22 protein-coding genes and 1 tRNA gene are annotated in these 22,424 nt (G+C 74.7%); 12 read left to right on the top strand and 11 right to left on the bottom strand.

Annotated features, from left to right (window positions below):
• The 3 genes from RI554_04150 to RI554_04140 all read left to right on the top strand — a co-directional run.
• Positions 1–400, top strand: a 400-nt coding sequence (locus RI554_04150; GenBank protein ID MDR9391201.1) for a P1 family peptidase, incomplete at its 5' end; no start/stop codon positions are given.
• On the top strand, positions 397–1,014 hold the full coding sequence (pdxT, locus tag RI554_04145; GenBank protein ID MDR9391200.1) for a pyridoxal 5'-phosphate synthase glutaminase subunit PdxT: 618 nt from the start codon (positions 397–399) through the stop codon (positions 1,012–1,014). The genes RI554_04150 and pdxT, both read left to right, overlap by 4 nt.
• Entirely contained in the window at positions 1,011–1,556 is a 546-nt protein-coding gene (locus RI554_04140) for an inorganic diphosphatase (GenBank protein ID MDR9391199.1), read from the top strand. The genes pdxT and RI554_04140 overlap by 4 nt, the downstream gene beginning before the upstream one ends.
• Positions 1,557–1,664: 108 nt before the next feature.
• Here RI554_04140 and lipA read toward each other — a convergent pair whose 3' ends face one another.
• The 3 genes from lipA to trmH are packed head-to-tail and all read right to left on the bottom strand — an operon-like array spanning position 1,665 to position 4,145.
• Positions 1,665–2,669: a lipoyl synthase gene (gene lipA / locus RI554_04135; GenBank protein ID MDR9391198.1), complete on the bottom strand. Its 1,005-nt coding sequence runs from the start codon at positions 2,667–2,669 to the stop codon at positions 1,665–1,667.
• Positions 2,666–3,373 (bottom strand): lipoyl(octanoyl) transferase LipB, encoded by a 708-nt coding sequence (gene lipB, locus RI554_04130; GenBank protein MDR9391197.1) that lies wholly within the window; start codon positions 3,371–3,373, stop codon positions 2,666–2,668. The genes lipA and lipB overlap by 4 nt, the downstream gene beginning before the upstream one ends.
• Before the next feature lie 49 nt (positions 3,374–3,422).
• Positions 3,423–4,145: a tRNA (guanosine(18)-2'-O)-methyltransferase TrmH gene (gene trmH / locus RI554_04125; protein ID MDR9391196.1), complete on the bottom strand. Its 723-nt coding sequence runs from the start codon at positions 4,143–4,145 to the stop codon at positions 3,423–3,425.
• 43 nt (positions 4,146–4,188) lie between these two features.
• On the opposite strand from trmH, the gene RI554_04120 reads away from it, so the two are divergent.
• Entirely contained in the window at positions 4,189–4,899 is a 711-nt protein-coding gene (locus tag RI554_04120; protein ID MDR9391195.1) for a Crp/Fnr family transcriptional regulator, read from the top strand.
• 26 nt (positions 4,900–4,925) lie between these two features.
• Here the strand turns inward: RI554_04120 and RI554_04115 are convergent, their stop codons facing one another.
• Positions 4,926–5,663, bottom strand: coding sequence for a flavodoxin family protein (locus tag RI554_04115; GenBank protein ID MDR9391194.1), 738 nt, complete (start codon positions 5,661–5,663; stop codon positions 4,926–4,928).
• Positions 5,664–5,821: 158 nt separating this feature from the next.
• On the opposite strand from RI554_04115, the gene RI554_04110 reads away from it, so the two are divergent.
• The 3 genes from RI554_04110 to RI554_04100 all read left to right on the top strand — a co-directional run bounded on the left by RI554_04110 (position 5,822) and on the right by RI554_04100 (position 8,103).
• Positions 5,822–6,175: a DsrE family protein gene (locus RI554_04110; protein MDR9391193.1), complete on the top strand. Its 354-nt coding sequence runs from the start codon at positions 5,822–5,824 to the stop codon at positions 6,173–6,175.
• A 68-nt stretch (positions 6,176–6,243) separates the two neighbouring features.
• Positions 6,244–6,331 (top strand) — tRNA-Leu (locus RI554_04105).
• 140 nt (positions 6,332–6,471) lie between these two features.
• Complete coding sequence (locus RI554_04100; GenBank protein MDR9391192.1) at positions 6,472–8,103, top strand: ATP-dependent DNA helicase; 1,632 nt, start codon at positions 6,472–6,474, stop codon at positions 8,101–8,103.
• On the opposite strand, the gene RI554_04095 is transcribed toward RI554_04100, so the two are convergent.
• Positions 8,100–8,600 (bottom strand): Lrp/AsnC family transcriptional regulator, encoded by a 501-nt coding sequence (locus RI554_04095; protein MDR9391191.1) that lies wholly within the window; start codon positions 8,598–8,600, stop codon positions 8,100–8,102. The two genes, RI554_04100 and RI554_04095, sit on opposite strands and share 4 nt — an antisense overlap.
• Before the next feature lie 77 nt (positions 8,601–8,677).
• Here RI554_04095 and RI554_04090 point away from each other — a divergent pair, with 77 nt between their 5' ends.
• The 4 genes from RI554_04090 to RI554_04075 all read left to right on the top strand — a co-directional run bounded on the left by RI554_04090 (position 8,678) and on the right by RI554_04075 (position 12,583).
• A complete protein-coding gene (locus RI554_04090) occupies positions 8,678–9,532 on the top strand; it encodes a TIGR00282 family metallophosphoesterase (protein MDR9391190.1) in 855 nt (284 codons plus the stop codon).
• A 63-nt stretch (positions 9,533–9,595) separates the two neighbouring features.
• Complete coding sequence (locus RI554_04085) at positions 9,596–10,237, top strand: MotA/TolQ/ExbB proton channel family protein (GenBank protein ID MDR9391189.1); 642 nt, start codon at positions 9,596–9,598, stop codon at positions 10,235–10,237.
• 19 nt (positions 10,238–10,256) lie between these two features.
• Positions 10,257–10,661 (top strand): biopolymer transporter ExbD, encoded by a 405-nt coding sequence (locus RI554_04080; GenBank protein MDR9391188.1) that lies wholly within the window; start codon positions 10,257–10,259, stop codon positions 10,659–10,661.
• The gene (locus tag RI554_04075; GenBank protein ID MDR9391187.1) at positions 10,658–12,583 is read left to right on the top strand and encodes a DUF3048 domain-containing protein; all 1,926 of its coding nucleotides are present in this window, start codon (positions 10,658–10,660) and stop codon (positions 12,581–12,583) included. The genes RI554_04080 and RI554_04075 overlap by 4 nt, the downstream gene beginning before the upstream one ends.
• 15 nt (positions 12,584–12,598) lie before the next feature.
• Here RI554_04075 and RI554_04070 read toward each other — a convergent pair whose 3' ends face one another.
• The 6 genes from RI554_04070 to lon all read right to left on the bottom strand — a co-directional run bounded on the left by RI554_04070 (position 12,599) and on the right by lon (position 20,089).
• Positions 12,599–13,375, bottom strand: coding sequence for a metallophosphoesterase (locus RI554_04070; GenBank protein ID MDR9391186.1), 777 nt, complete (start codon positions 13,373–13,375; stop codon positions 12,599–12,601).
• 7 nt (positions 13,376–13,382) lie between these two features.
• On the bottom strand, positions 13,383–14,816 hold the full coding sequence (locus tag RI554_04065) for a LysM peptidoglycan-binding domain-containing protein (GenBank protein MDR9391185.1): 1,434 nt from the start codon (positions 14,814–14,816) through the stop codon (positions 13,383–13,385).
• Positions 14,817–14,862: 46 nt separating this feature from the next.
• Positions 14,863–15,630 carry an acetylglutamate kinase gene (gene argB / locus RI554_04060; GenBank protein MDR9391184.1) on the bottom strand — a complete coding sequence of 256 codons (768 nt, stop codon included), beginning with the start codon at positions 15,628–15,630 and terminating at the stop codon, positions 14,863–14,865.
• Positions 15,627–16,724, bottom strand: a complete 1,098-nt coding sequence (locus tag RI554_04055; GenBank protein MDR9391183.1) for a Xaa-Pro peptidase family protein — start codon at positions 16,722–16,724, stop codon at positions 15,627–15,629. The genes argB and RI554_04055 overlap by 4 nt, the downstream gene beginning before the upstream one ends.
• A complete protein-coding gene (gene tpiA, locus RI554_04050; protein ID MDR9391182.1) occupies positions 16,721–17,491 on the bottom strand; it encodes a triose-phosphate isomerase in 771 nt (256 codons plus the stop codon). The genes RI554_04055 and tpiA overlap by 4 nt, the downstream gene beginning before the upstream one ends.
• A 126-nt stretch (positions 17,492–17,617) precedes the next feature.
• A complete protein-coding gene (lon, locus tag RI554_04045) occupies positions 17,618–20,089 on the bottom strand; it encodes an endopeptidase La (GenBank protein ID MDR9391181.1) in 2,472 nt (823 codons plus the stop codon).
• 274 nt (positions 20,090–20,363) lie between these two features.
• On the opposite strand from lon, the gene RI554_04040 reads away from it, so the two are divergent.
• Positions 20,364–22,265, top strand: a complete 1,902-nt coding sequence (locus RI554_04040; GenBank protein MDR9391180.1) for an arginine--tRNA ligase — start codon at positions 20,364–20,366, stop codon at positions 22,263–22,265.
• Positions 22,266–22,424: the final 159 nt, after the last annotated feature.

Raw genomic sequence — 22,424 nt, 5'->3', positions numbered from 1 at the left:
CGCCTCGCGCCGCCTCCCGGACGGCGCGACGGTCGCCGCGCTGGCGGTCTCGAACGCCTCCGGTGCGCTCGTCGCGGCGGACGGCACGCCGGTCGCCGGCACCCCCACGGACCCCACCCCCGACGCCGCCCCCCTCGTCGCGGGGACGCACACGACCCTGGTCGTCGTCGCGAGCGACGCGACGCTGGACGCCGCCGCCGCCCGCGCCCTCGCGACGTCCGCGCACGCCGGCATCGCCCGCGTCACGCGCCCGTCGCACACGCCGTTCGACGGCGACACGACGTTCGTGCTGTCGACCGGCGCCCGTCCCGCGGTCGACCCCACCGCGATGGCGGCCGTCGCCCAGGACCTCGTCGCCGACGCGATCCTCCGGGGCGCCCGGGCGGCGGGTGCCCCGTGAGTGCGGCGCCGCGCGTCGGCGTCCTCGCCCTGCAGGGCGCCTTCCGGGAGCACCGGCGCGCGCTCGAGCGGCTCGGGGCCGACGTCCGCGAGGTGCGCCTCCCGGCGCACCTCGGTGACCTCGACGCCGTCGTGATCCCCGGCGGTGAATCGACCACCATGGCGAAACTCATGGGGGCGTACGACCTCGACGCCGCCCTCCCCGCGTTCGCAGCGCGCGGCGGGGCGGTGTGGGGCACGTGCGCTGGCGCGATCCTGATCGCCCGCACGATCCACGCCCGACCCGAGCAGCCCCGCCTAGGGCTGCTGGACGTCACGATCGCCCGCAACGACTACGGGCGGCAGGTCGCCAGTTTCGAGGCGGACGTCGACGTCGACGGGCTCGACGCGCCGTTCCGCGGCGTGTTCATCCGCGCCCCCCGCATCCTCGAGGTCGGGCCGGACGTCCGCGTCCTCGCGACCCACGACGGCGACCCGGTCGCCGTCGCATCGGGCCGCGTCCTCGCCACCGTCTTCCACGCCGAACTCGCCGGCGACGACCGCCTGCACGCCGCGTTCCTCGAGCGCATCGCCGGTCTCGCCCTCCCGCCCCCCACCGAAAGGACCCCTTCGTGAGCACGAACCTCTACCACCTCGAGCTCGGCGCGGACGCGCCGGAGATCGTCACCTGCGTCATCGAGGTGCCCCGCGGCAGCGCCAACAAGTACGAGTACGACCCCGAACGCGAGACGTTCTTCCTCGACCGGGTGCTCTACAGCGCCATGCACTACCCCGGCGACTACGGCTTCATGCCCGGCACCCTCGCCGAGGACGGCGACCCGGTCGACGTGCTGGTGTTGACGACGTACCCGTCCTACCCGGGGGTCGTGTGGCGCGCCCGCCCCCTCGGGTTCCTGGAGATGTCGGACGAGAAGGGCCGCGACCAGAAGGTCCTCGCGGTGCCCGTCGACGACCCCCGCTACGACAACAACCGGCACATCTCCACCATCAGTCCCCACCGCCTGCGGGAGATCGAGCACTTCTTCGACATCTACAAGGCGCTCGAGGGGAAGTCGGTCCAGGTCGAGGATTGGCACGGCATCGAGGAGACCCACGCGATGATCCTCGAGGCGCGCGAGGCGTACCTCGCCGCGCACGAGGGCGACGCGGACGCCTGACGCCAGGCCCGCCCCCTCCGAACGAAGGGGGGCCGCGCCGCCGGCGCGGCCCCCCTCGCGTCCTCGCGCGCTCCGTTCGAGGCTCCGCCCCGCACGCCGCGCCGTCGCTCAGAGGGCGATGCCGGCGTTGTTCTTCTCGAGGGCCCGTTCCGCGCGGTAGGACGAGCGCACGAGCGGCCCGGAGACGACCTCCAGGAACCCCTTCTCGAGGCCGATCTCGCGGTAGCGGGCGAAGTCCTCGGGCGGGACGTACCGCTCGACCGGCAGGTGCGCCGACGTCGGTTGCAGGTACTGCCCGAGCGTCAGGATGTCGACGTTCGCGTCGCGCAGGTCGTCCATCGTGGCTTCGAGCTCGGCCTCCGTCTCGCCGAGCCCCAGCATGAGGCTGGTCTTCGTGAGGACGTCGGGTCGGGCCCGCTTCGCGTGCGCCAGGACCGACAGCGTCTGCTCGTACCCCGCGCGCGGGTCCCGCACCGGGTGGGTCAGGCGCCGCACCGTCTCCAGGTTCTGTGCGTACACCGCGATCCCCGCGTTCAGGACCACGTCGACGTGCTCCGTGACGCCCGCGAAGTCGGGCGTGAGCGCCTCGACGTTCGTCTGCGGCGACCGCTCGCGGATGGCGCGGACCGCGGCGGCGTAGTGGCTCGCGCCGCCGTCGGGCAGGTCGTCGCGGTCGACGGACGTCAGCACCACGTACGACAACCCCATCGCCGCGACCGACTCCGCGGCGAGGCGCGGCTCGTCGGGATCGAGCAGGCCGGCGGGGTTGCCGGTCGCGACCGCGCAGAACTTGCAGCCGCGGGTACAGACCGACCCCATCAGCATGATGGTCGCGGTCCCGGCGTTCCAGCACTCCGCCAGGTTCGGGCAGCGCGCCTCCTCGCACACGGTGGCGAGCCGGTGTCCCGTGACGTTGGTGCGCATCTCCTGGTACTTCCCGCCCGCCGGCAACTTCACGCGCAACCAGTCCGGCTTGCGTTCGCGGGGCGCGCCGCCCTCGGGCGCCGCGTCGGTCGCGCGGGCGGCCTTGCGGCCCCCCTCGACGGCGGGGACGACCTTCTTGAACTCGCGGGAGTTCAGGACCGGCAGTTCGTGGACCGGGGAATCGCTCACGTCGCGAGCCTACCAACGCCGGTCGGCGCGGCGATGTCGGCTGCGTCCCGATTCGGGGGCGGGAGGAGGCCCGCCAACCGCGTCGCGAGGCGCGGCGCGAGGGCCGCCTTCGCCGCCTCCAGCGTCACCGTCCGCCCCAGCAACCGCTCGAGGCTGGTGACCGACGTGCCGTGCAGGCCGCACGGCACGATCGTTTCGAAATCGCGGAGGTCCGTCGCGACGTTCAGCGCGAACCCGTGCAGGCTCACGCGACGCTGGACCGCCACCCCGATCGCGCACACCTTCGCGTTCCCGACCCACACGCCGGCGTACCCGGGGCTGCCCTCCGACGCGACGCCCTCCGCTTGGAGGAGGTCCTGCACCGCGCCCTCGAGCGCCCGCAGGTAGTCCCGCACCCGCCGCCCGACCGGCAGGATCGGGTAGCCCACCAGCTGGCCGGGCCCGTGGTACGTCACGTCCCCCCCGCGATCGACGTCGACGAGGTCGAAGCCGCGCGCCCGCAACGCCGCTTCGTCCTCGAGCAGGTGGTCGCGCCCCCCGCGCCGCCCGAACGTCAGCACCCGGTCGTGCTCCACCCACAACAGCGTGGGGGGCGCGTCGCCCGCGACGACGGCGGCGTGCACCTCGCGTTGGGCGTCCCACGCCTCGCGGTACCCGAGGCGACCCAGGTCGCGGATCTCGAACGGTGCGGTTCCCTCGCTCACGGGGGAAGGCTAGCAGCCCCCGCCGGCCCGCACCGCGCGCCGGCGCACCCTAAGTTCCGACCCCACCGTCGGTCGCCCCGTCGTCCGCGCCGTCCTCCACCGCCCAGTCGGGCGGGCCGTCCACCGTCCGGACGGCGCCGTCCGCCTCCAGCCAGGGGTACGCCGCGCCCGCCTCGCGCTTCACCGCGGCGTCGGCGGGGTAGAGCCAGGCGTACGCCTGGTCGTTGCGCGCCCGCGCCGGCATCGCCGGCCGGTCGTACGCCCCCGCCGCGCGGCGTTGGCGTTGCGCCTCGAACGCCACGACCGCCGTCGCGACCGAGACGTTCAGCGACGGCACCATCCCCAGCATCGGGATGACGACGTGCGCGTCGGCCTGCGCTGCGGCCGCTTCGCTCACGCCGGAGCGTTCGTTGCCGAACACGACCGCGGTCGGGCGGACGTAGTCCACGTCGCGGTAGTCGACCGCCGCGTCGGAGAAGTGCGCGGCGAGGATCTGCATGCCGCGCCCCCGCAGGACCGCCAGGGCGGACGCCAGGTCGCCGTGCACGCGGAGGTCCACCCACCGGTGCGCCGACGCGCTCGTCGCGTCGTACGTCGGGACGCCGCCGGTCGGGCGGACGGCGTGCACCTCGGGGATCCCGACCGCGTCGCAACTGCGCAGCATCGCGGACAGGTTGTGCGGTTTGTAGACGTCCTCCGCGACGACGGTGAGGTCGGTCTGGCGGCGGCGCAGGACCTCGAAGACCCGGGCGGCGCGTTCGGCGGTCGGCATGGCGGGCAGGATACCCAGCGGCGCGCTCGCGTATCGTGCCCGCATGGAGCGACGTCCCGACGCCTGGATCCTGCGCGACAGCGGGTTCCTCGACCGGTTGCGCGACGACGAGCGGGCCGCCTTCCGGCGCATCTGTCCCGACCGCACCTTCGCGCCGGGCGACGTGATCTTTCGCGAGGGGGACGCCGCGGACGCCATGCACGTCGTCGCTCGGGGGCGGGTGAAGCTCGTGCGCACCACGCCCGACGGCGGCGAGCGGATCCTCGGGGTGGTCGGTCCCGACGACCTGATCGGGGAGGCGTTCGTCGGGGACGGCGCCCGCTACCGCTTGGACGCCGTGGCCGCCACCGACGTCGTGACGTGCCCCATGTCGCGCGAGCAGTACCGGCGCCTGGCGCGCGAAGCGCCCCGCTTCGTCGAGTCGTTCACGGAGATGCTCACCGAGAACCTCTTCCGGTGTCGCGACCGACTCACCGAGGGGCACGGCCCCATCCGTGCACGGGTCGCGGCGGTCCTGATCGATCACGCGCGACGCTTCGGGGACGACCGTGCGGACCGTCCCGGATGGGTCGACGTCGACGTCGCTCTCGGACACGAAGAGATCGCCGCGATGGTCGGAGCGACCCGCGTGTCGGTGTCGACCGCGATCGCGGACCTGCGCCGCGCCGGCCGACTGGACGGCACGCGCGGCCGCTACGCCCTGGACGTCGGGGGCCTCACGCGCGTCGTCGAGGGGGACGACGCGGAGGGGTAGCCCCCGGCGGATCGGCAGGGACGCCCTCAGGCACCGCCCGCGTCGTCGGGGGCGTAGGCCGGGGGGCGCTCGCCCGCATCCCACGCGCTCCGCACGTTGCCCTCCGCGGGGAGGCCCCCGGCGCGTTTCAGCATCCGCGCGACGTGCACGAGGTTGTACGACGCGAACGTCGTGTTGCGGTTCGTGAAGTCGTTCTCCGGTCCGCCGGAGCCGGGGTCGAGGTAGGAGGCGCCGGGGCCGACCTCCCCGATCCACCCGGCGTCCGCTTGCGGCGGGACGACGAACCCGAGGTGCTGCAGCGCGTAGAGCATGCCCATGGCGCAGTGCTTCACGCCGTCCTCGTTGCCGGTCACGATCACGCCGCCGACCTTGCCGTAGTACACGTACTGCCCGCGGTCGTTGACCTGGCCCGACATGGCGTAGAGGCGCTCGATGACGCGGCTGATTACCGACGAGCGTTCCCCCAGCCAGATGGGGGTCCCGAGCACCAGGATGTCGGCGCGCGCGACCCGGGGCCACAGGTCCGGCCACGCGTCGTGCGTCTGGCCGTGCGCCCGCATGTCGGGCTGCACCCCCGGCGCCAGCTCGTGATCGACGGCGCGCAGGACGTCGACCTCGACCCCGAGGCGCTCCAGGATCGCGATCGAGCGATCCATCAACCCTTGCGTGTGGGAGCGTTCCGGCGACGGTTTGAGGGTGCCGTTGACGTACAGCGCGCGGAGGGGCGCGTCGGGGGTCGAAGGGGCGGGGGATGCATTGGTCATGGAGGCCTCCAGGCGGTCGTGGGGTCCGCCGAGCCACGGCGGCCGTGCAGTGGAGCGTCCCACGCGGCGCGCACGAGGCGCGTCAAGAATCCGACGGACGCGCGGGCCGGGGGTGGGGTCCACTCGGCGTGGCGGAACCACCGCCCGTGGGAGGCGCCATGAGACTGTTGGTGCAGGTGTTGGCCGACGTGGAGACGCACGGCGATCTCGGTCGCGTCGTCAACGCGATGGAGGTCGTCAAGGAGGCGAAGCAGGCGGGGGACGACGTCGTCCTGTCGTTCGACGGGGCGGGGACCCGGTGGGTGGGGACGTTGGACGACCCGGAGCACCCGCGGCACGCCCTGTGGGCGGACGTGAAGGACCGCGTCGCGGGTGCGTGCAGCTACTGCGCGACGGCGTTCGGAGCGAGCGAAGCGATCGAAGGGGCCGGCGTAGCGCTGGTGGACGCGTTCGAGGGACACCCCAGCGTGCGCGGGTACCTCGCGGACGGCTACCGGGTGCTCACGTACTGACTCGGCCGGTTCGCTTGACACCCCCCGGGCCCGGCGGTAGCCTCGCCTACGCGTCTGCACCTGCGTGCGCCGAGGTGGCGGAATTGGTAGACGCGCTAGCTTGAGGGGCTAGTGACCGCTGAGGTCGTGTGGGTTCGAGTCCCATCCTCGGCACCAAACGCAGCGACGGGCCGACCTTCGGGTCGGCCCGTTCGCGTGCTTCGGTTCGTGCGCGGACCCCGGACCGCGCGGTGCGCGCTTCGCCGGGCCGAGGGCGGCCCGTGCCGGTGGGCGCGGGGCCGGTGGTAGCCTGCCGCGTGTCGAGCTTTCCCTATCCGCGCTACCGCGAAGGGCAACGCGAGGCGCTCGATGCGATGCGCGCGGCGTTCGACGCCGGCACCCGGTTCGTGATCCTCGAGGCGCCGACCGGGGCGGGCAAGTCCGCGCTCGCCGTCGCGCTCGCGCGCGAAGCGAACGGTGCCTACCTGCTGACCGCCCAGAAGCTGTTGCAGGCGCAGTACCTCCGCGATTTTCCGGACCTCACGTCGATGACGGGCCGCGCGAACTACGACTGTCTCGTCGCCGACACGCACGCCGCCGCCGCCCCCTGCCTGCTGGGGCGGACGTTCCCCGCGTGCGACGACTGTCCCTACTTCACCGCGAAGGACGCCGCCCTCGCCGCCGACGCGACGGTGATGAACTACCCGTACTTCCTGGCGGAGACGCACCACGCCGGCGCCTTCGCGCCCCGCGACCTGCTGGTGCTCGACGAGGCGCACAACGCCGAAGCCGCCCTCATGCGGTTCGTCGAGGTCCGCCTCGCCGACGCCGACCTGGCGCGCGCCGGCGTCGAGGTGCGCCTCCCCGCCGGCGACCGCGTCGAGGGGCTCCTGGACGCCGTGCTCGACCTCGTGCCCGCCCTCGCCGAACGCGCGCGGCGGCTGCGGGCGAAGCTCGAGGGGTTGCCGTCGGAGGGCGCCGCGACCGTGGAGGCGTTGCGGGCCGTGCGCTGGTTGGACGGGACGCTGGACGGCCTCGCGTTGTTGGCGGAATCCAGCGACGCGGGGGAGGCGGACTGGGTGGTGGAGGTCGGTGCGGACGGGGCGGGACGCATCCTGACGTTTCGGCCCGTCGACGTCGCCGCGTTCGCCGAACCGCTGTTGTTCCGTCTCGGCGAGCGGGTCCTGCTGATGAGTGCGACGATCCTCGATCCGGCGACGTACGCCGCGTCGCTCGGGATCGATGCGGACGACCTCGCGGTCGTCCGCATGCCGTCGAGCTTCCCGCCCGAACGCCGCCCGATCCACGTCCGCCCGACCGCCCGCATGACGCGCGCGCACCGCGACGCGGACCTGCCGAAGCTCGTGGACGGCGTCGCGCGGATCCTGCGCGAGCACCCCAACGACAAGGGGGTCGTGCATACGCACACGTACGCCGTCGCCCGCGCGATCCGCGAGGGCCTCCCCGCCGACCTCGCGACGCGGGTCGTGACGCACGACGACGCGGCGGGCCGCGACGCGGCGCTCGAGCGGCACCTCGCGGCGCGCACCGCGACGGTCCTGGTGACGCCCAGCATGACGGAGGGCATCGACCTGGCCGACGACGCCGCGCGCTTCCAAGCGATCTGCAAGGTCCCCTGGCCGTACCTCGGGGACCCGCAGGTCGCCGCGCGGAAGGCCCGCGATCCCGCCTGGTACGCCTGGCGGGCGTGCCTGACGGTGGTGCAGGCGTACGGGCGCGGGGTCCGCAGCGACACCGATCACGCCGCGACGTACCTGCTGGACGCCGGCTTCCCGGCGTTCCTGCGGGCGCAACGCGGACGCCTCCCGGCGTGGTTCCTGGAGGCGATGCGCGACGACGTCGGTGCGGACGGGGCGGACGGCGCGCCCGAGGGGGCGTCGGGGGACGCCGCCCTCGAGGCGCTCGTGCGGCGCTCGCCGGGCGGTTAGGTCCCGTCCTCCGCGTCGGTTGCGGCGGGCGCGGGGTCGAACGGCAACACCGCGGGGCGTTCGAGGTTCGTGCGCAGCACCATCGTCGTTTCGGTGCGCTCGACGCCGTCCATCATCATCAGGTCGTCGAGGAACGCGTCGAGGGCGGTGGGGCTGGTCGTGCGGACCTTCGCGAGGTAGCTGTACGTCCCGGCGACCGAGTGCAGCTCCTGCACCTCCGGAAGTCGCTTCAGGCGCGTCACCAGGTCGCGGACGTCGCTGCCGGGGGTGGGGGCCAGCGCGACGAACGCCGCGACCGACAGGCCGACCGCGTCGGGGTCGACGTCGGCGTGGAACCCGTGGATCACGCCGCGCTGCATCAGTTTCTTGATGCGTTCTCCGACCGCCGGCGCGGAACGCCGGACCCGCTCGGCGATCTCGGCGTGCGAGGCGCGTCCCTCCTCGCGGAGGTGGACGAGGATCTTGCGGTCGACGTCGTCGAGGTCGGGCTTCGCCATGCCGGGACGCTACCACCCCCGGCGCGGTCGGCCGCCGCCGGCGGCGCCGGCCGCGCCCCGCCTGGTACCCTGCGCGCATGCGCGTGCTGTTCGTGGGCGACGTCTTCGCCACCCCCGGCCTGAAGGCGCTCCGCGCCTACCTCGGGGCGTACGGAGGCGACTACGACCTGCGCGTCGTCAACGCCGAGAACGCGACGGGAGGGCGGGGCCTGAGCGAGAAGCACTTCGACCAGGTGCGCGACGCCGGCGCCGACGTCGTCACGCTCGGGAACCACACCTTCGATCAGCGAGACACCGCGGACCTGCTCGAGCGCTCGACGCACCTCGTGCGGCCCCTGAACTACCCGCCCGGCACGCCCGGGCTGGGGGCGACGACGGTGGCGGTCGGCGGCACCCACGTCACGGTCGCACAGGTGATGGGGCGCCTGTTCATGGATCCGCTGGACGACCCCTTCCGGGCGCTCGACGACCTGTTCGCGTCGCTGCCCGAGGGGCGCCCCGTGATCGTCGACGCGCACGTGGAGACGACCGCGGAGTCGAAGGTCCTCGGGTACCACGTCGCGGGTCGCGCCGCGGCGCTCCTGGGGACGCACACGCACGTGCAGACCGCCGACGAGCAGCTCCTGAACGGCACCGCCTACCTGACCGACGTCGGCATGACCGGGGTCGAGGCGTCCAGCATCGGCGTGACGTACGACGGTCCGTACGCCGCCTTCCGGACGCAGCGCAAGCACCGCTTCACCCCCGCGGAGGGCGCGGCGACGGTGTGCGCCGTCGCGCTGGAGCTCGAGGGGACCCGCGCGACGTCGATCGAGCGGATCCGCTGGCGGCACGACCCCGCGACGGGCGGGGGGGCGGAGCCGGGCGACGGGCGGACGGGGCACGTCGTCCGTACGCCGGACGCCGGTGCGGAGGACGCCCGTGCGGTCTGAATCGGCACGTCTCACGCACCTCAGGTGCGCCGCACGTAGCATCCACACCCGAGGGGGTAGGTCATGGAGTTGATTCTGAGCGGCGGGCCGATCCTGGTCGCCATCATCGCGGTCTCGATCTACGCGCTGTACGTCTTCCTCGTCCGCTTCCGGACGTTGTCGCGCGAGCCGGCGGACAACGAGGCCCTCATGCGGACGGTGAACGCCGCGGTCCGTGAGCGCGACCTCGAGGCGGCGCTCGCCGCCTGCGAGACGCACGGGGGCCCCGTCGCGCGGGTGTTGGGGGCGGCCCTGACGCGGCTGCCGTACGGCCGGTCGGCGCTCGAGTCGGCGTTCCAGGAGGCCAGCCTGGAGGAGGAGCAACGCCTCGCGCGCGGCATCCGGCCGCTCACGACGATCGCGCAGATCGCGCCCCTCATGGGGCTCCTGGGGACCGTCACCGGCATGATCGTGGCGTTCGCGGAGATCTCCTCGCAGGGGACCGGGAACCCCGCGGCGTTGGCCGACGGGATCGGGCAGGCGCTCGTGACGACGGCGGCGGGGTTGATCGTGGCGATCCCCACCCTGATCGGGCAGAACGTCCTCTCGAGCCGGGTCGACGCGATGCTCCTCGAGATCGATCGGCGCCGCGAGGAGTTGATGGGCGAGGTCGCCGAAGCGGTGGCGTCGCGCCGCGACGCGGGCGAGCGGTCGCCCGCCGCGTGAGCGGGTCGGGGCCGTGCGCGTGACGACCCGCCGCCGCGACCGCGGTCGCGCCTCCCCGATCCTCGACCTCACGCCGATGGTCGACGTCGTGTTCTTGTTGATCATCTTCTTCATGGTCTCCACGACCTTCATCACGCTCGAGAACGGCCTCCCGGTGGACCTGCCGCAAGCGAGCAGCGCCGCGGCGCAACCCGAGGGCCTCCCGACCGTCACCCTCGACGCCGACGAACGGATCTTCCTGGGCGGCGAAGCGCTCGACGAGGCGCAGTTGGTGCCGGCCCTGCAGGCGCTGCTCGCCGAACGCAACGCCGGCACCGTCATCCTGCGCGCCGACCAGCGCGTGGCGCACGGCACGACCGTCCGCATCATGGACGCGATCCGGCGGGCCGGCGCGACCCGCGTCGCGATCGCTGCGGGGGGATGAGGGCCGCCCTCGCCACCCGCGTCGCGCGCCTCTGGCGCGACCCGGACCGCCGCCGCGCGGCGGGCCTGTCGTTGCTTCTGCACGCCCTCGTGCTGCTGGCGCTGATGGTGACGCTGGACCTCACGCCCAGCGACCCGCCGGAGACGTACCTCGTCGTGGACCTCGGGACCCCCGCCGAAGCGGAGGAGGAGGCGCCCGCGACGGCGGACGACGCCGTCGCGCAGCCGGCGCCCCGCCCGCAGGTGGAGGCGGACGCGACCGGGCGCCCGGCGCCGGGCGACCCGGCGACCGACGCGGAGAGCGGGGGGGACCCCGCGGCGGACGGGCCGCCCGCCGCGGAGGCGCCGGCCCCGCCGGCGCCGCCCGAACGCGACGCCGCGGCGGCGGACGCGGCGGACGACGCGCAGGCCGCGACGCCGCTCGAGACGCCGGCCCCGCGCACCGCGGCGCCGGAGGCGCCCCTCCCGACGCCGGACCCGGAGGTGGAGGCCGCCGTGCCGGAGATCGAGACGCCGGACGTGCAGGTCGAGGCGGACGCCGCTGCGTTGCCGGTCCCGAGCCCGTCGCCCGACCCGAGCGACGGCGCGACGGCGCTCACCGAGGTCGCGCCGGACGTCGAGGCGGACGCGCGCGCCCTCGCGGCGCCCGACGCGGCGGTCGAGGCGCCCGCCACGCGCGGCCTGGAGGCCCCGACGCCCGACGCGGACGCGGACGCGGCGTCGGTGGCGGCGCCCACCCCGAGCGTCGGGGCGCCCGAGGGGCGCGACCTCGACGCACCGAACGTGACGACGGAGGTCGGGTCGGCCCAGCAGCTGGGGGTCGCGCCGACCGCCAGCGTCCCGTCCGCCCGGCCGCTCCCGACCCCGAGCGTCCAAGCGGTCGTGCGGGAGGCCCCGAGCGACGCGGCGCCCGGCTCCGCGGCGCGGGCCCCCCGGCCGGACGGACCGATCGGCGGGGACGCCGCGCGGCCCGGCCAACCGGACGGCGACCCCGACGCGCCCGCCGACGCCCTGGGGCGGGCCGCGTCGCCCGACGGCGAGGCGGGCGCGGGCGGGGCGCCGGCCCAACCGGCGCCCCCGCCGGCGCGGGCGGTGCCCGCCCCCCTCGCGGTGGTGCTGGACAACGCCGGCGGGTACCCGCAGCAGGGGCTGGCGCAGGCGACGTGGACGGCGGAGATCCCGGTCGAGGGGGGCGTCACGCGGTTGCTGCCGTTCTTCGATGCCGAGGAGCCGCGCGAGGTGGGCCCCATCCGCAGCGCTCGGCCGTACATGATCGACCTCGCCGACGACGCCGCCGCGGTCCTCGTGCACGTCGGCGGGTCGCCCGCCGCCCAGGCGCGCCTGGCGGGGGACGGGGCCCGGAACCTGGATGCGATGGCGGAGGGCCCGCTGTTCGCGCGGGACCCGAACCGGGGGCGGGCGCCGGTGAACACGTTCGCGGCGGGTGCGGCGTTGCGGGCGGCGGCGGAGCGGTACGTCGCGGACGAGGATCCGCGTCTCGTGGCGCAGGTGCGGCCGACCGCGCCCGACGGGGCGCCGTCGGCAACGGAGGTCCGCATCGATTGGGGCGGCGCCTACGCGTCGGGCTTCCGCCTCGAGGGGGACACCGGCCGCTACCGGTGGATCCGCTACGGCGAGCCGGCGTCCGCCGCCGGCGGCGCGCCGATCCTGCTCGATGCGGTGCTCCTGGCGCGCCTCGACGTCGTCCCGATCCCGGGCGATCCCGCGGGGCGCGTGTCGATGGACGTCACGCGTGGCGGGGACGCGACGCTGCTGCTGCGGGGCCGCCGGGTGGAGGGCACCTGGCGGTTGCAGGACGGCGTGCGCTTCGTCGCGGAGGACGGCACCGAGATCGCGCTCGAGGGGATGCGGCGTTGGGTGGCGTTCGTGCCGACCGGCCAGACGGTCACCGTCCGTCCGTGAGCCCGGTGCGGCGGGTCAGACGGGGACGAACTCGTCGAACACGAGGCCGCGGAGCCGCACCCGGAGGCCCGCTTCGGCGGTGAGGAGTTCCGCCCAGACGTACTCGCCGTCGTGCCCGTTGCCGTCGAGCAGCAGCGCGCGGCCCTTCGACGCGAGGTTCAACCCCCCGCGGACCGGCGTGTGGCCGTACACCCCGAAGCGGTAGCCGGTGCCCTGCAGGGCGTCCTCGTCGGCGTAGATCCAACGCCGGCGGTTCTCGAGGTAGAAGGCGGTGTCGTACCGGTTGTGTTCGGGGCGCGGCCCGACGTGCGCGAAGTGCACGCCGTCGAGCACCCACTCGCGCGGCCAGGACGCCACCCAGCGGGCGAGGTCGTCGGGCAGCGCCCTTCCGTACCCCGGTTTCCACTCGAGGTGGCTGACGTCGTCGCTGCGGAGCGGTCCCTGGTCGGGCGTCACGGCGTTCGCGTCGTGGTTGCCGAGCAGGATCGTCGCGACGCCGTCGGGCAGCGGCGCGAGGAACGCCGCGACGCGGCGCAGGAAGTCCTCCTGGGCGCGTTCGGCGCGGGCGAGGTGGTCGGGATCGAACTCGTCGTAGCGTTCGACGCCGGCGAGGTGCGCGTACACCGTCCGCGATTTCGCGTGCACCAGGTCCCCGAGCAGGACCAGGTGCGCGTCGCCGCTACGCAGCGCGTCGGACGGCCCGCCGTCCGCGTCGCGGAGGCCGGCCTCGTCGAGGATGCGCCACAACTTCCCCTCCTGCGCGTGGAGGTCTCCGACGACGACGATGCGCACGCGACGCTCAGCGGGCGGACGCCCGCGCCTCGAGGAGGGGGAGGGGGTCGATGGGCGTCCCGTTCTCGCGGATCTCGAAGTGCAGGTGCGAGCCCGTCACGCGGCCGGTCGCGCCGACCCGCGCGATCGGGTCGCCGGCCGCGACGACGTCCCCCACGCGGACCAGCAGTTCCGACGCGTGGGCGTAGTACCACTCGGTGGCGTCGCGTTCGATGATGACGAGGTTCCCGAACCCGCCCATCCAGCCGGCGTGCGTGACGGTGCCGGCGGCCGCTGCGACGATCGGGTCGCCGGTGTCGCCGTCGATGTCGATGCCGTAGTGCATGTTCGTCCCACCGACCGTCAGCGCCCGCCACCCGAAGGGGGAGGTGAGCGGCCCGTCCAGCGGCCACGTCCACGCGTCGGCGCGGGGCCGGGGGGTGGGCGTCGCGAGACGGGTCGAGGGCGCGCCGTCGCGCCCGACGAGGCGCAACTCCTGGCCGACGTCGAGATTCGGGTCCGTCAGGGCGTTGGCGGCCATGAGGGCGTCGACGGTGGTGTCGTAGCGGAGCGCGATCTCCCACAGCGTATCGCCCGGATCGACGGTGATGGTGGGGGCGGCGAAGCCGCCGACGTCGCCGGTCGGGGCGGTCTCGGCGTACGCGCCGGGGATCGCCAGGTCGCGGCCGACCGACAGGACGGCCGAAGGGGTCAGGCCGTTGGCGGCGGCGATCGCGTCGGCGGTGGTGTCGTAGGTGCGGGCGAGGTCCCAGAGGGTGTCGCCCGGCTGCACCTCGACCATGAGGGGGGTGCGGGTCGGGGTGCCGGCCGCCCCGTCGGGCGCCGTCGTGGGTGCGGTGAGGGCGATGACGTCGCCGGGACGCAGGGTGGGCGACGCGAGCCCGTTCCAGGCCATCAGCTCGTCGACGGTCCCGCGGCTGGCGAGCGCGATGTCGGACAGCGTGTCGCCCTTCGTGACCACCCAGACGGGGCGGTCGTCGGCGGCGTCGGTTTCGGGGTCGGGCTCGGCGTCGGGCGTTGCGGCGGTCGGGGTGGCGTCGGCGGCCGGCGCGGCGGGCGGGCCGAGCGCGATCACGTCCCCCGGGTGCAGGGCGGGCGTCGCGAGGTCGTTCCAGGCCATCAGGTCGTCGACGGACGTGCGGCTGGCGAGCGCGATGTCGGACAGCGTGTCGCCGGGCGTCACGGTCCACGTCTCGGGGGCCGAGCGGTCGCGTGCATCGGGGGCCCCGGGCAGCGTCAGCACGTCGCCGGGCGTCAGGGCGTCGCCGCCGAGGTCGTTGGCGGCGCGCAGGTCCGCGACGCTCGTATCGTGGGTGCGGGCGAGGTCCCAGAGGGTGTCGCCGGGTTGGACCACGTGCGTCGTTTGGGCCAGGACGGCGCCCCCTGCGGCGCACGTGAGCGCGAGCAGGGCGACCAGCGCAGTGCGGGGCCCTTGCGACATCGGTCACGAGTGTATCAGAACGCCGTGCTGGCCGGGGCGGGCGCCGTCAGGGGGTCAGCGCGGTGCCGCCCGTCCCCCGCAACGCCGCGAGGACGGTCGCCGCGTCGTCGGTCGCGGCGATGCGCGCCGACGGGGCGCCGCGCGCGAGCGCCTCGAGCGCGGCGCGGACCTTCGGCACCATGCCACCCGCGATCCGACCGTCGGCGAGGCGGGCCTCGGCGTCGGCGGCGGACACCGACGCCAGCGGCGGGCCGTCCCCGTCGGGGGTCTCCAGCACCCCCGGCACGTCGGTCAGGAACGTCACCGGCGCGCCGAGCGCCGCGGCGACGGCGCCGGCCGCCTCGTCGCCGTTGACGTTCAGGAGTTCGTCGTCGGGGGCGAGGGCGAGGCAGGCGAGGACCGGCGTGAGGTCGATCCCCGCGAGGGCGGTGAGGCGCGCGACGTCGACGTGCGTGACGCGGCCGACCCGGCCGAGCTCGGCGTCGATCGGTTCGCCGCGCAGGAGGCCGGCGTCGCGGCCGGTGAGGGCGACGGCGTCCCCGATCTCCTGCGCGATGCGTTTGCCGAGGAGCGTCAGGGACGCCTCGACGACCGGGAGGGCGCGCGCGCTGGTGACGCGGCGGCCGTCCACGAAGCGCGCCTCGAGGCCGGCGGCGGCGAGCGCCTGCCCGATGGCGGGCCCCCCGCCGTGCACGACGTACGGCGTCCCCCCGTCCGCGCGGAGCGTGCGCAGCGCCGCGGCGACCGCGGCGCGCGCGGCGGGGTCCTGCATCGCCGCCCCGCCGTACTTGACGACCTGCGGCGCGCCGCTCACGCCGGCGCGTCCCCGACGGTCGTCCACCCCTTCGGACTGCGGCTGAGGATCTCGGCGCCGTCGTCGGTGACGACGACGAGGTCCTCGATGCGGACGCCGGCGTCGCCGGGATGGTAGGCGCCCGGTTCGATCGTGACGACCATCCCGGGCTCGAGGACGTCCTCGGTGCGGGGCGCGAGGCCGGGCCCCTCGTGAATCTCGAGCCCGACGCCGTGCCCGAGGCTGTGCACGAACGCGTCGCCCTGCCCGTGGTGGGCGAGGACGGTGCGGGCGGCGGCGTCGACGTCGCCGGCGGCGACGCCCGGCGCGACGGCGGCGACCGCCGCCTCCTGCGCCTCGAGGACCGCGCCGAACAACGCCCGGTGGGCGGCCGACACGTCGCCGACCCCGACGGTGCGGGTCATGTCGGCGCAGTAGCCGTCGACGCGCGCGCCGAGGTCGAACGTCACCAGGTCGCCCGCCTCGACGCCCTTCGGGGACGCGACGCCGTGCGGCATGGCGCTGCGGACGCCGGAGGCCACGATCACGTCGAACGCCATGCCGTCGCCCCCCTCGCTGCGCACGAAGCGTTCGATCTCGAGCGCCAGGTCGACCTCGCGGACGCCGGGCGCGAGGCGGGTCAGGACGTGCGCGTAGGCGCGGTCGGTGAGGTCGGCGGCGCGGCGGATCGCGTCGATCTCGGCGGCGTCCTTGCGGCGACGGAGGGTCGCGACGAGACCGTCGGTGCGGACCGGCTCCCGGTGCGTCGCCTTCGCGAGCGCGGCGGCGCCGGCGAGGGTGAGGTGCTCCGCCTCGACGGCGAGGGCGCCGCCCGGGAGGCGGGCGGCGACCTCGGTGCGCCAGGACCGTTCGATGACGGCGGGCAGGAACGACGTCTCCGCCGCCTGCGCGGTGTAGCGCCCGTCGGTGAACAGCCAGGCGTCGTCGGCGGTGACGAGGACGCGGGCGTCGTCGGGCGCGGTGAAGCCGGACAACCAACGCACGTTGGCGGGGCGGGTGACGAGCAGCGCGCCGACCTCGCGCTCCGCGAGGGCGGTCCGGACCGCGGCGAGGCGTCGCGCGACGGCGTCGGCGTCGAGGGGGCGGGCGTTCACGCGGCCGCCTGCCCGGCGTCGGCGATGGCGAGCCACGCTTCGACGTCGAGGCTGGCGCCGCCGACCAGGCCGCCGTCGACGTCGGGTTGCGCCAACAGCTCCGCGGCGTTGCCGGGCTTCATGCTGCCGCCGTAGAGGATGCGGACGCCGTCGGCGAGGGCGGGGCGGGCGTCGCGGAGCGCGGCGCGGATCGCGGCGCTCATGGTTTGCGCATCCTGGGCGGTGGCGGTGCGGCCGGTCCCGATCGCCCAGACCGGTTCGTAGGCGACGACGAGGGCGGCGGCGTCCGCGTCCGCTTCGAGGCCGCCGAGGGCGGCGTGGAGTTGGTCGAGGACGACCGTTTCGGCGCGGCCGGCGTCCCGGTCCGCTTCGGACTCGCCGACGCAGAGGATGGGGGTGAGGCCGGCGCGGCGGGCGGCGGCGACCTTGGCGCGGACGACGTCGTCGCTCTCGCCGTGGTCGCTGCGGCGTTCGGAGTGCCCCACGATCACGTACGTCGCGCCGGCGTCGGCCAGCATCGCGCCGGCGATCTCGCCGGTGTGCGCGCCCTCGTCGTGGCGGGAGAGGTCCTGCCCGGCGAGGGCGACGCCGGCCTGCGCGGCGAGCGGCGCGAGGCCGGGGAGGTGCGTCGCGGGCACGCCGAGCGCCAGCTCGATGCGGTCGACGGCGTGCCCGGCGAGGGCGGCGCGGAAGGCGTCGAACCAGGCGACCGCTTCGGTGGGGGTCGTGTGGAGTTTCCAGTTGCCGGCGATGAGGGGGGTACGCATGGGGGCATGCTACCGCCTCGCGCGGCGCGGTTCCGGCACGCGCACGCCGCCGCGCCCGGGGGCGCGGCGGCGGTGTCGAGGGTGCTGTGGATGGCGGGGGGGCGGGGTCGGCGCGGGCGGCCGGGGTTAGGCTTGGGCGCTGGGGACGCGCGCGGCGCCCTTGCCCTTGCCTTTGCCCTTGCGGCGTCCCTTCGGGCCGCCGCCCGGCCCTTCGAGGGCGTCCATGCCGCCGACGAGGGCGAGGTCGAGGACCGCCTCGAGGTCCGCGGCGGCGTGCGTGTGGATGCCCTTGAGCAGCGCCGCGTCGATGTCCGCGGCGTCCGCCGCGTTCTTTTCGGGGTAGACGACGTGGGCGATGCCGGCCCGCTTGGCGCCGAGGATCTTCTCCTTCAGTCCGCCGATCTGCAGGACCCGCCCGCGGAGCGTGATCTCGCCGGTCATGGCGACGTCGCGCCGGACGGGGACGCCGGTGAGGGCGCTGACGAGGCTCGTGGCGAGGGCGACGCCGGCCGAGGGGCCCTCCTTGGGGGTGGCGCCGGCGGGGACGTGGATGTGGATCTCGTGGTCCTCGACGTCGGCGAGGTCGAGCCCGAAGCGTTCGGCGTTGGACTTCACGAACGTCAGCGCGGCGCGGGCGGACTCCTTCATGACGTCGCCGAGCTGGCCGGTGAGGACGAGCCCGCCCTTGCCCTGCGTGATGCTGGTCTCGACGAACAGGATGTCGCCCCCGACCGGCGTGTAGTACATGCCGGTCGCGACGCCGACGAGGTCCTCCTCCGCCTCCGATTCGGGGGTGAAGCGGGCGCTGCCGAGGTAGCCCTCGAGGCTGCGTTCGGTGATGCGGACGCGCTTCGCGTCGCCCTCCGCGACGCGGCGCGCCGCCTTGCGGGCGAGGGTCCCGAGGGTGCGTTCGAGGGTCCGGACGCCCGCCTCGCGGGTGTAGGCGTTGATGACCCGGTGGATGGCGCCGTCGCTGATGGTGAGCTGTTTCGCGCCGAGCCCGTTCTCCTTGATCTGCCGCGGCACCAGGTAGCGCTTGGCGATCTCGAGCTTCTCCTGCTCGATGTAGCTGTTGAAGACGATCGTCTCCATGCGGTCCATCAACGCCTCGGGGATCTGCTGTTGGTAGTTCGCCGTGGCGATGAACAGCACCTCGGAGAGGTCGAAGGAGACGCCGAGGTAGTGATCGACGAAGTTCTGGTTCTGGGCGGGGTCGAGGACCTCGAGCAGCGCGGAGCTGGGGTCGCCCTGGTACGACATGCCGAGCTTGTCGACCTCGTCGAGGAGGAACACCGGGTTCTTCGTGCCGGCGGTGCGGATGCCCTGGATGATGCGGCCGGGCATGCTGCCGATGTAGGTGCGTCGGTGCCCGCGGATGTCGGACTCGTCGCGCGCGCCGCCCAGGCTGATGCGGACGTACTCGCGCCCGAGGGACTTGGCGACCGACTGCGCGATCGACGTCTTGCCGACGCCGGGCGGGCCGGCGAAGAGGAGGATGGGGCCCTTGTTGACGTCGCTCTCCTCGAGCTCGCCCTTCGCGGCGCGTTCCGCCTTGAGGTTGCGGACGGCGAGGTACTCGAGGACCCGGTCCTTGACCTTCTCGAGGCCGTAGTGGTCCTCCTCGAGGACCTTCGCGGCGACGGTGACGTCGAGTTGGTCCTCGCTGCGGTGGTTCCAGGGGAGTTCGGTGAGGGTCGTGAGGTAGGTGCGGATGACGCTGGCTTCGGCGCTGTCGGGGTGCATGCGCGAGAGCCGGTTCAGTTCGCGTTGCGCCTCCTTCATCGCCTCCTCGGGCAGGTCGGCCGCCTCGAGCTTCTCGCGGAACGCCTCGACCTCGTCCTCCTCGTCGTCGCTTCCGGAGAGTTCCTTCTGCAGCGCCTTGATCTGTTCGCGCAGGAAGTACTCGCGTTGGTTGCGGTCGATCTCCTCCTTGACCTCGCGCTGGAGGCGCCGTTGCGTCTCCTGCAGCTCGATCTCGGTGTCGATCAACACCAGCACGCGGCGGAGTCGGTCGGCGACCGTGCGCGCCTCGAGGACCGCCTGCTTGTCCTCGAGGCGGAAGTCGAGGTGGTAGGCGACGTAGTCGGCGAACTGGCCGGGGTCGTCGAGGTTGAGGATGAACTGCGCCACCTCGGCCTGAAGGCCGCGGTTGCCGCTCTCGAGGAGGTCGGAGAACTTCTCCTTGAGTTCCCGGAAGCTGGCTTCGATGACGGTGTCATCGCCCTCCTCGACGTCGTACGGGGCGAGCTCCGCCTCGATGAGGCCGGTCGATTGCTGGTAGGCCTCGACCTGGACGCGGCCGATCGCGCGGACGAGCATCTGGATGCTGCCGTCGGGGTTCTTCTTCATCCGCATGATGGTGCAGACGGTGCCGACGTCGTACAGGTCCTCGGGGGTGGGTTCCTCGACCTCCCGGTCGCGCTGGCTGGCGATCAGGATGGTGCGGTCGCGGTCGAGGGCGGTGTTGATGGCGCGGATGCTGATGGCGCGGCCGGCGTCGATGGGCATCACCATGCTCGGGTAGAGCACGGAGCCGCGTACCGGGCAGACCGGGACGGGGCCGTCGAAGCGGGGGACGTCGCTCGGGGCGTCGGTCATCGGGGGGTGCCTCCTCGCGTCGCGGGTGGGGGTGGGGCGGCCGTCGGCCGCGGCGTCCCCCACCGGGGGGTCGGTGGGAAGGAAATCTGAGCGAGCACGTATCAACCATACCCGCTGCGGGCCCCGGGGGGGCGTCGGCCGGCCCACACCGGCGGCCGGATGCGAGAGTCTAGCGCGCGCAGCCCACCCCCGACCGCGGCCGCGCACACCGTGCCCGGCCGGCGCGCGGCCCTGCGGACGGCCGGGCGCGCGGCCCGTGCTACGCTCTGCGGTCATGAGCGACGTCAAGGACGCCCTGCGCGCCGCCTTCGCCCGGGCGGTGGCCCGGCTCGGCGCTCCGGGCGACGCCCTCCCCGTCCCCGACATCCCCGTCCAAGAGGTCCCCGAGGACAAGCCCGGCGATTACGGCACGCCGGTCGCGTTCGCCCTCGCCAAGACCCTCCGACGCAACCCCGCCGACCTCGCCGCGGAGCTCGTCGCGGCGTTCGAGCCGCCCGCCGGGGTGCTCCGCGCCGAAGCGGTCGGGCCGTACATCAACGTCGTCCTCGACCCCGCGACGTTCCTCGCCGGCGTCGTCGACGGGCCCGCCCCCGCCCCCGCGCGCGGCCGCAAGGTCGTCGTGGAGCACACCAGCGTCAACCCGAACAAGGAGGCGCACGTCGGGCACCTCCGCAACGTCGTCCTCGGGGACGCCGTCGCCCGCATCCTGCGCGCCGACGGCTACGACGTCGAGGTCCAGAACTACGTCGACGACACCGGCCGGCAGGCGGCGGAGAGCCTCTTCGCCGCGGCGTACTTCGGGGAGACGCCCCCCGACCCGCACGCCCCCCACGCCCCCGACGCGCCCCGCGCGGCGTGGAAGCTGGACCACTGGTACGGCGAACGCTACGTCCGCCTCGGGCGCGCCAAGGAGGCGGACGGCGACGCGATCGAGGCGGGCGTCGCCGACGTCATGCACGCCCTCGAGCGCGGCGAACGCCGCGACGCCGTCGAGCGCATCGTCGCCGCGCAGCTCGCCACCTTCCACGCGCTCGGCGCGACGTACGACCTGCTCGTCTGGGAGTCCGACGTCGTGGCCGCCGGCTTCCTCGCGCGCGGCCTCGAGGTGCTCGAGGCCAGCCCCTACGTCGAACGGCCCGAGGACGGCAAGTACGCCGGCGCCCTCGTGATGCGCGTCGGCGACTTCCTCCCCGGCCTCGAGGAGGACCGCGTCGTCCTCGTGCGCAGCGACGGCAACGCCATGTACGTCGCGAAGGACGTCGGCTACCAGTTCTGGAAGGCCGGCCTCTTCGAAGGCCTCCGCTACGCCCCCTTCGCCGAGGGGCCCGGCGGCGCGACGCTGTGGACCAGCCACCCCGCCGGAACGACCGACGCCGACGGCCGGACGTTCGCGCATGCGGCGTCGATCGTGAACGTCATCGACGTCCGTCAGACCCACCCCCAGACCCTCGTCAAGGCCGCCCTCGCGTTGTCCGGCACGCCGGAGGGGGAGGCCGCCGCCCGGCACAGCCACCACCTGGCGTACGAGGTCGTCACCCTCGAGGGCGAAGCGATGAGCGGCCGCAAGGGCACCACCCTCGCGCTGGACGACGCGATGGACGAGGCGGTCCGCCGCGCCGGCGCCGTCGTCGCGGAGAAGAACCCCGACCTCACCGACGCCGACGCCGTCGCCCGCGCGGTCGGGCTCGGCGCGCTCCGGTTCGCGATGCTGAAGAGCGAAGCGAAGCGCATCATCGACTTCCGTTGGGAGCGCGCCCTCGACCTGCAGGGCGACACCGCGCCCTACGTCCAGTACGCGCACGCCCGCGCCGCTTCGATCCTCCGCGCGGCCCGCGACGCCGGCCTCGACCCGGACGCCGCGCCCGACCCGGGCGTCTACGCGCACGCCGGGCCGCTCGAGGTGGCCCTCGCGCGCCGCGTCGCGCAGTACCCCGAGGTCCGCGCGCAGGCCGCCGAGGCGCTCGCGCCGCACCTCGTCGCGCAGTACGCCCTCGACCTGGCGACCGCCTGGAACGGCTACTACAACCACCGCGGGCCCGACGGCGCGCCGGACACCGCGGTGCTGCGCGCCGAGCCCGGCCTCCGCGAGGCCCGCCTCGCCCTCGTCGGGCGGGTCCGCACCACCCTCGCCGAGGCGCTCGCGCTGCTCGGGATCGAGGCGCCGGAGGCGATGTGAGCGACGCGGGTCGCGCCGGCCGCATCGCCGTCGAGATCCCGGACGACCTCGTGCCGCCCGAGATCCGCGCGCTTGCGCTGCCCGACCTCGTCCCCGTCCGCTCCCCCGACCCGCCCCCGCCCCTCGCGGACCCGCGCGCGGCGGTCCGGACCGCCCTCG

The sequence above is a fragment of the Trueperaceae bacterium genome (assembly GCA_031581195.1).
In the GTDB taxonomy this organism is placed as follows: domain Bacteria; phylum Deinococcota; class Deinococci; order Deinococcales; family Trueperaceae; genus SLSQ01.
This window is presented reverse-complemented; position numbering and strand designations above follow the sequence as displayed.

Excerpts from the sequence above, each read along its gene's own strand:
- trmH (MDR9391196.1), bottom strand. The coding sequence starts at position 4,145 with ATGCCGACCGCCGAACGCGCCGCCCGGGTCTTCGAGGTCCTGCGCCGC.
- RI554_04120 (MDR9391195.1), top strand. The coding sequence starts at position 4,189 with ATGGAGCGACGTCCCGACGCCTGGATCCTGCGCGACAGCGGGTTCCTC.
- RI554_04115 (MDR9391194.1), bottom strand. The coding sequence starts at position 5,663 with ATGACCAATGCATCCCCCGCCCCTTCGACCCCCGACGCGCCCCTCCGC.
- RI554_04110 (MDR9391193.1), top strand. The coding sequence starts at position 5,822 with ATGAGACTGTTGGTGCAGGTGTTGGCCGACGTGGAGACGCACGGCGAT.
- RI554_04095 (MDR9391191.1), bottom strand. The coding sequence starts at position 8,600 with ATGGCGAAGCCCGACCTCGACGACGTCGACCGCAAGATCCTCGTCCAC.
- RI554_04090 (MDR9391190.1), top strand. The coding sequence starts at position 8,678 with ATGCGCGTGCTGTTCGTGGGCGACGTCTTCGCCACCCCCGGCCTGAAG.
- RI554_04085 (MDR9391189.1), top strand. The coding sequence starts at position 9,596 with ATGGAGTTGATTCTGAGCGGCGGGCCGATCCTGGTCGCCATCATCGCG.
- RI554_04075 (MDR9391187.1), top strand. The coding sequence starts at position 10,658 with ATGAGGGCCGCCCTCGCCACCCGCGTCGCGCGCCTCTGGCGCGACCCG.
- RI554_04065 (MDR9391185.1), bottom strand. The coding sequence starts at position 14,816 with ATGTCGCAAGGGCCCCGCACTGCGCTGGTCGCCCTGCTCGCGCTCACG.
- tpiA (MDR9391182.1), bottom strand. The coding sequence starts at position 17,491 with ATGCGTACCCCCCTCATCGCCGGCAACTGGAAACTCCACACGACCCCC.
- lon (MDR9391181.1), bottom strand. The coding sequence starts at position 20,089 with ATGACCGACGCCCCGAGCGACGTCCCCCGCTTCGACGGCCCCGTCCCG.
- RI554_04040 (MDR9391180.1), top strand. The coding sequence starts at position 20,364 with ATGAGCGACGTCAAGGACGCCCTGCGCGCCGCCTTCGCCCGGGCGGTG.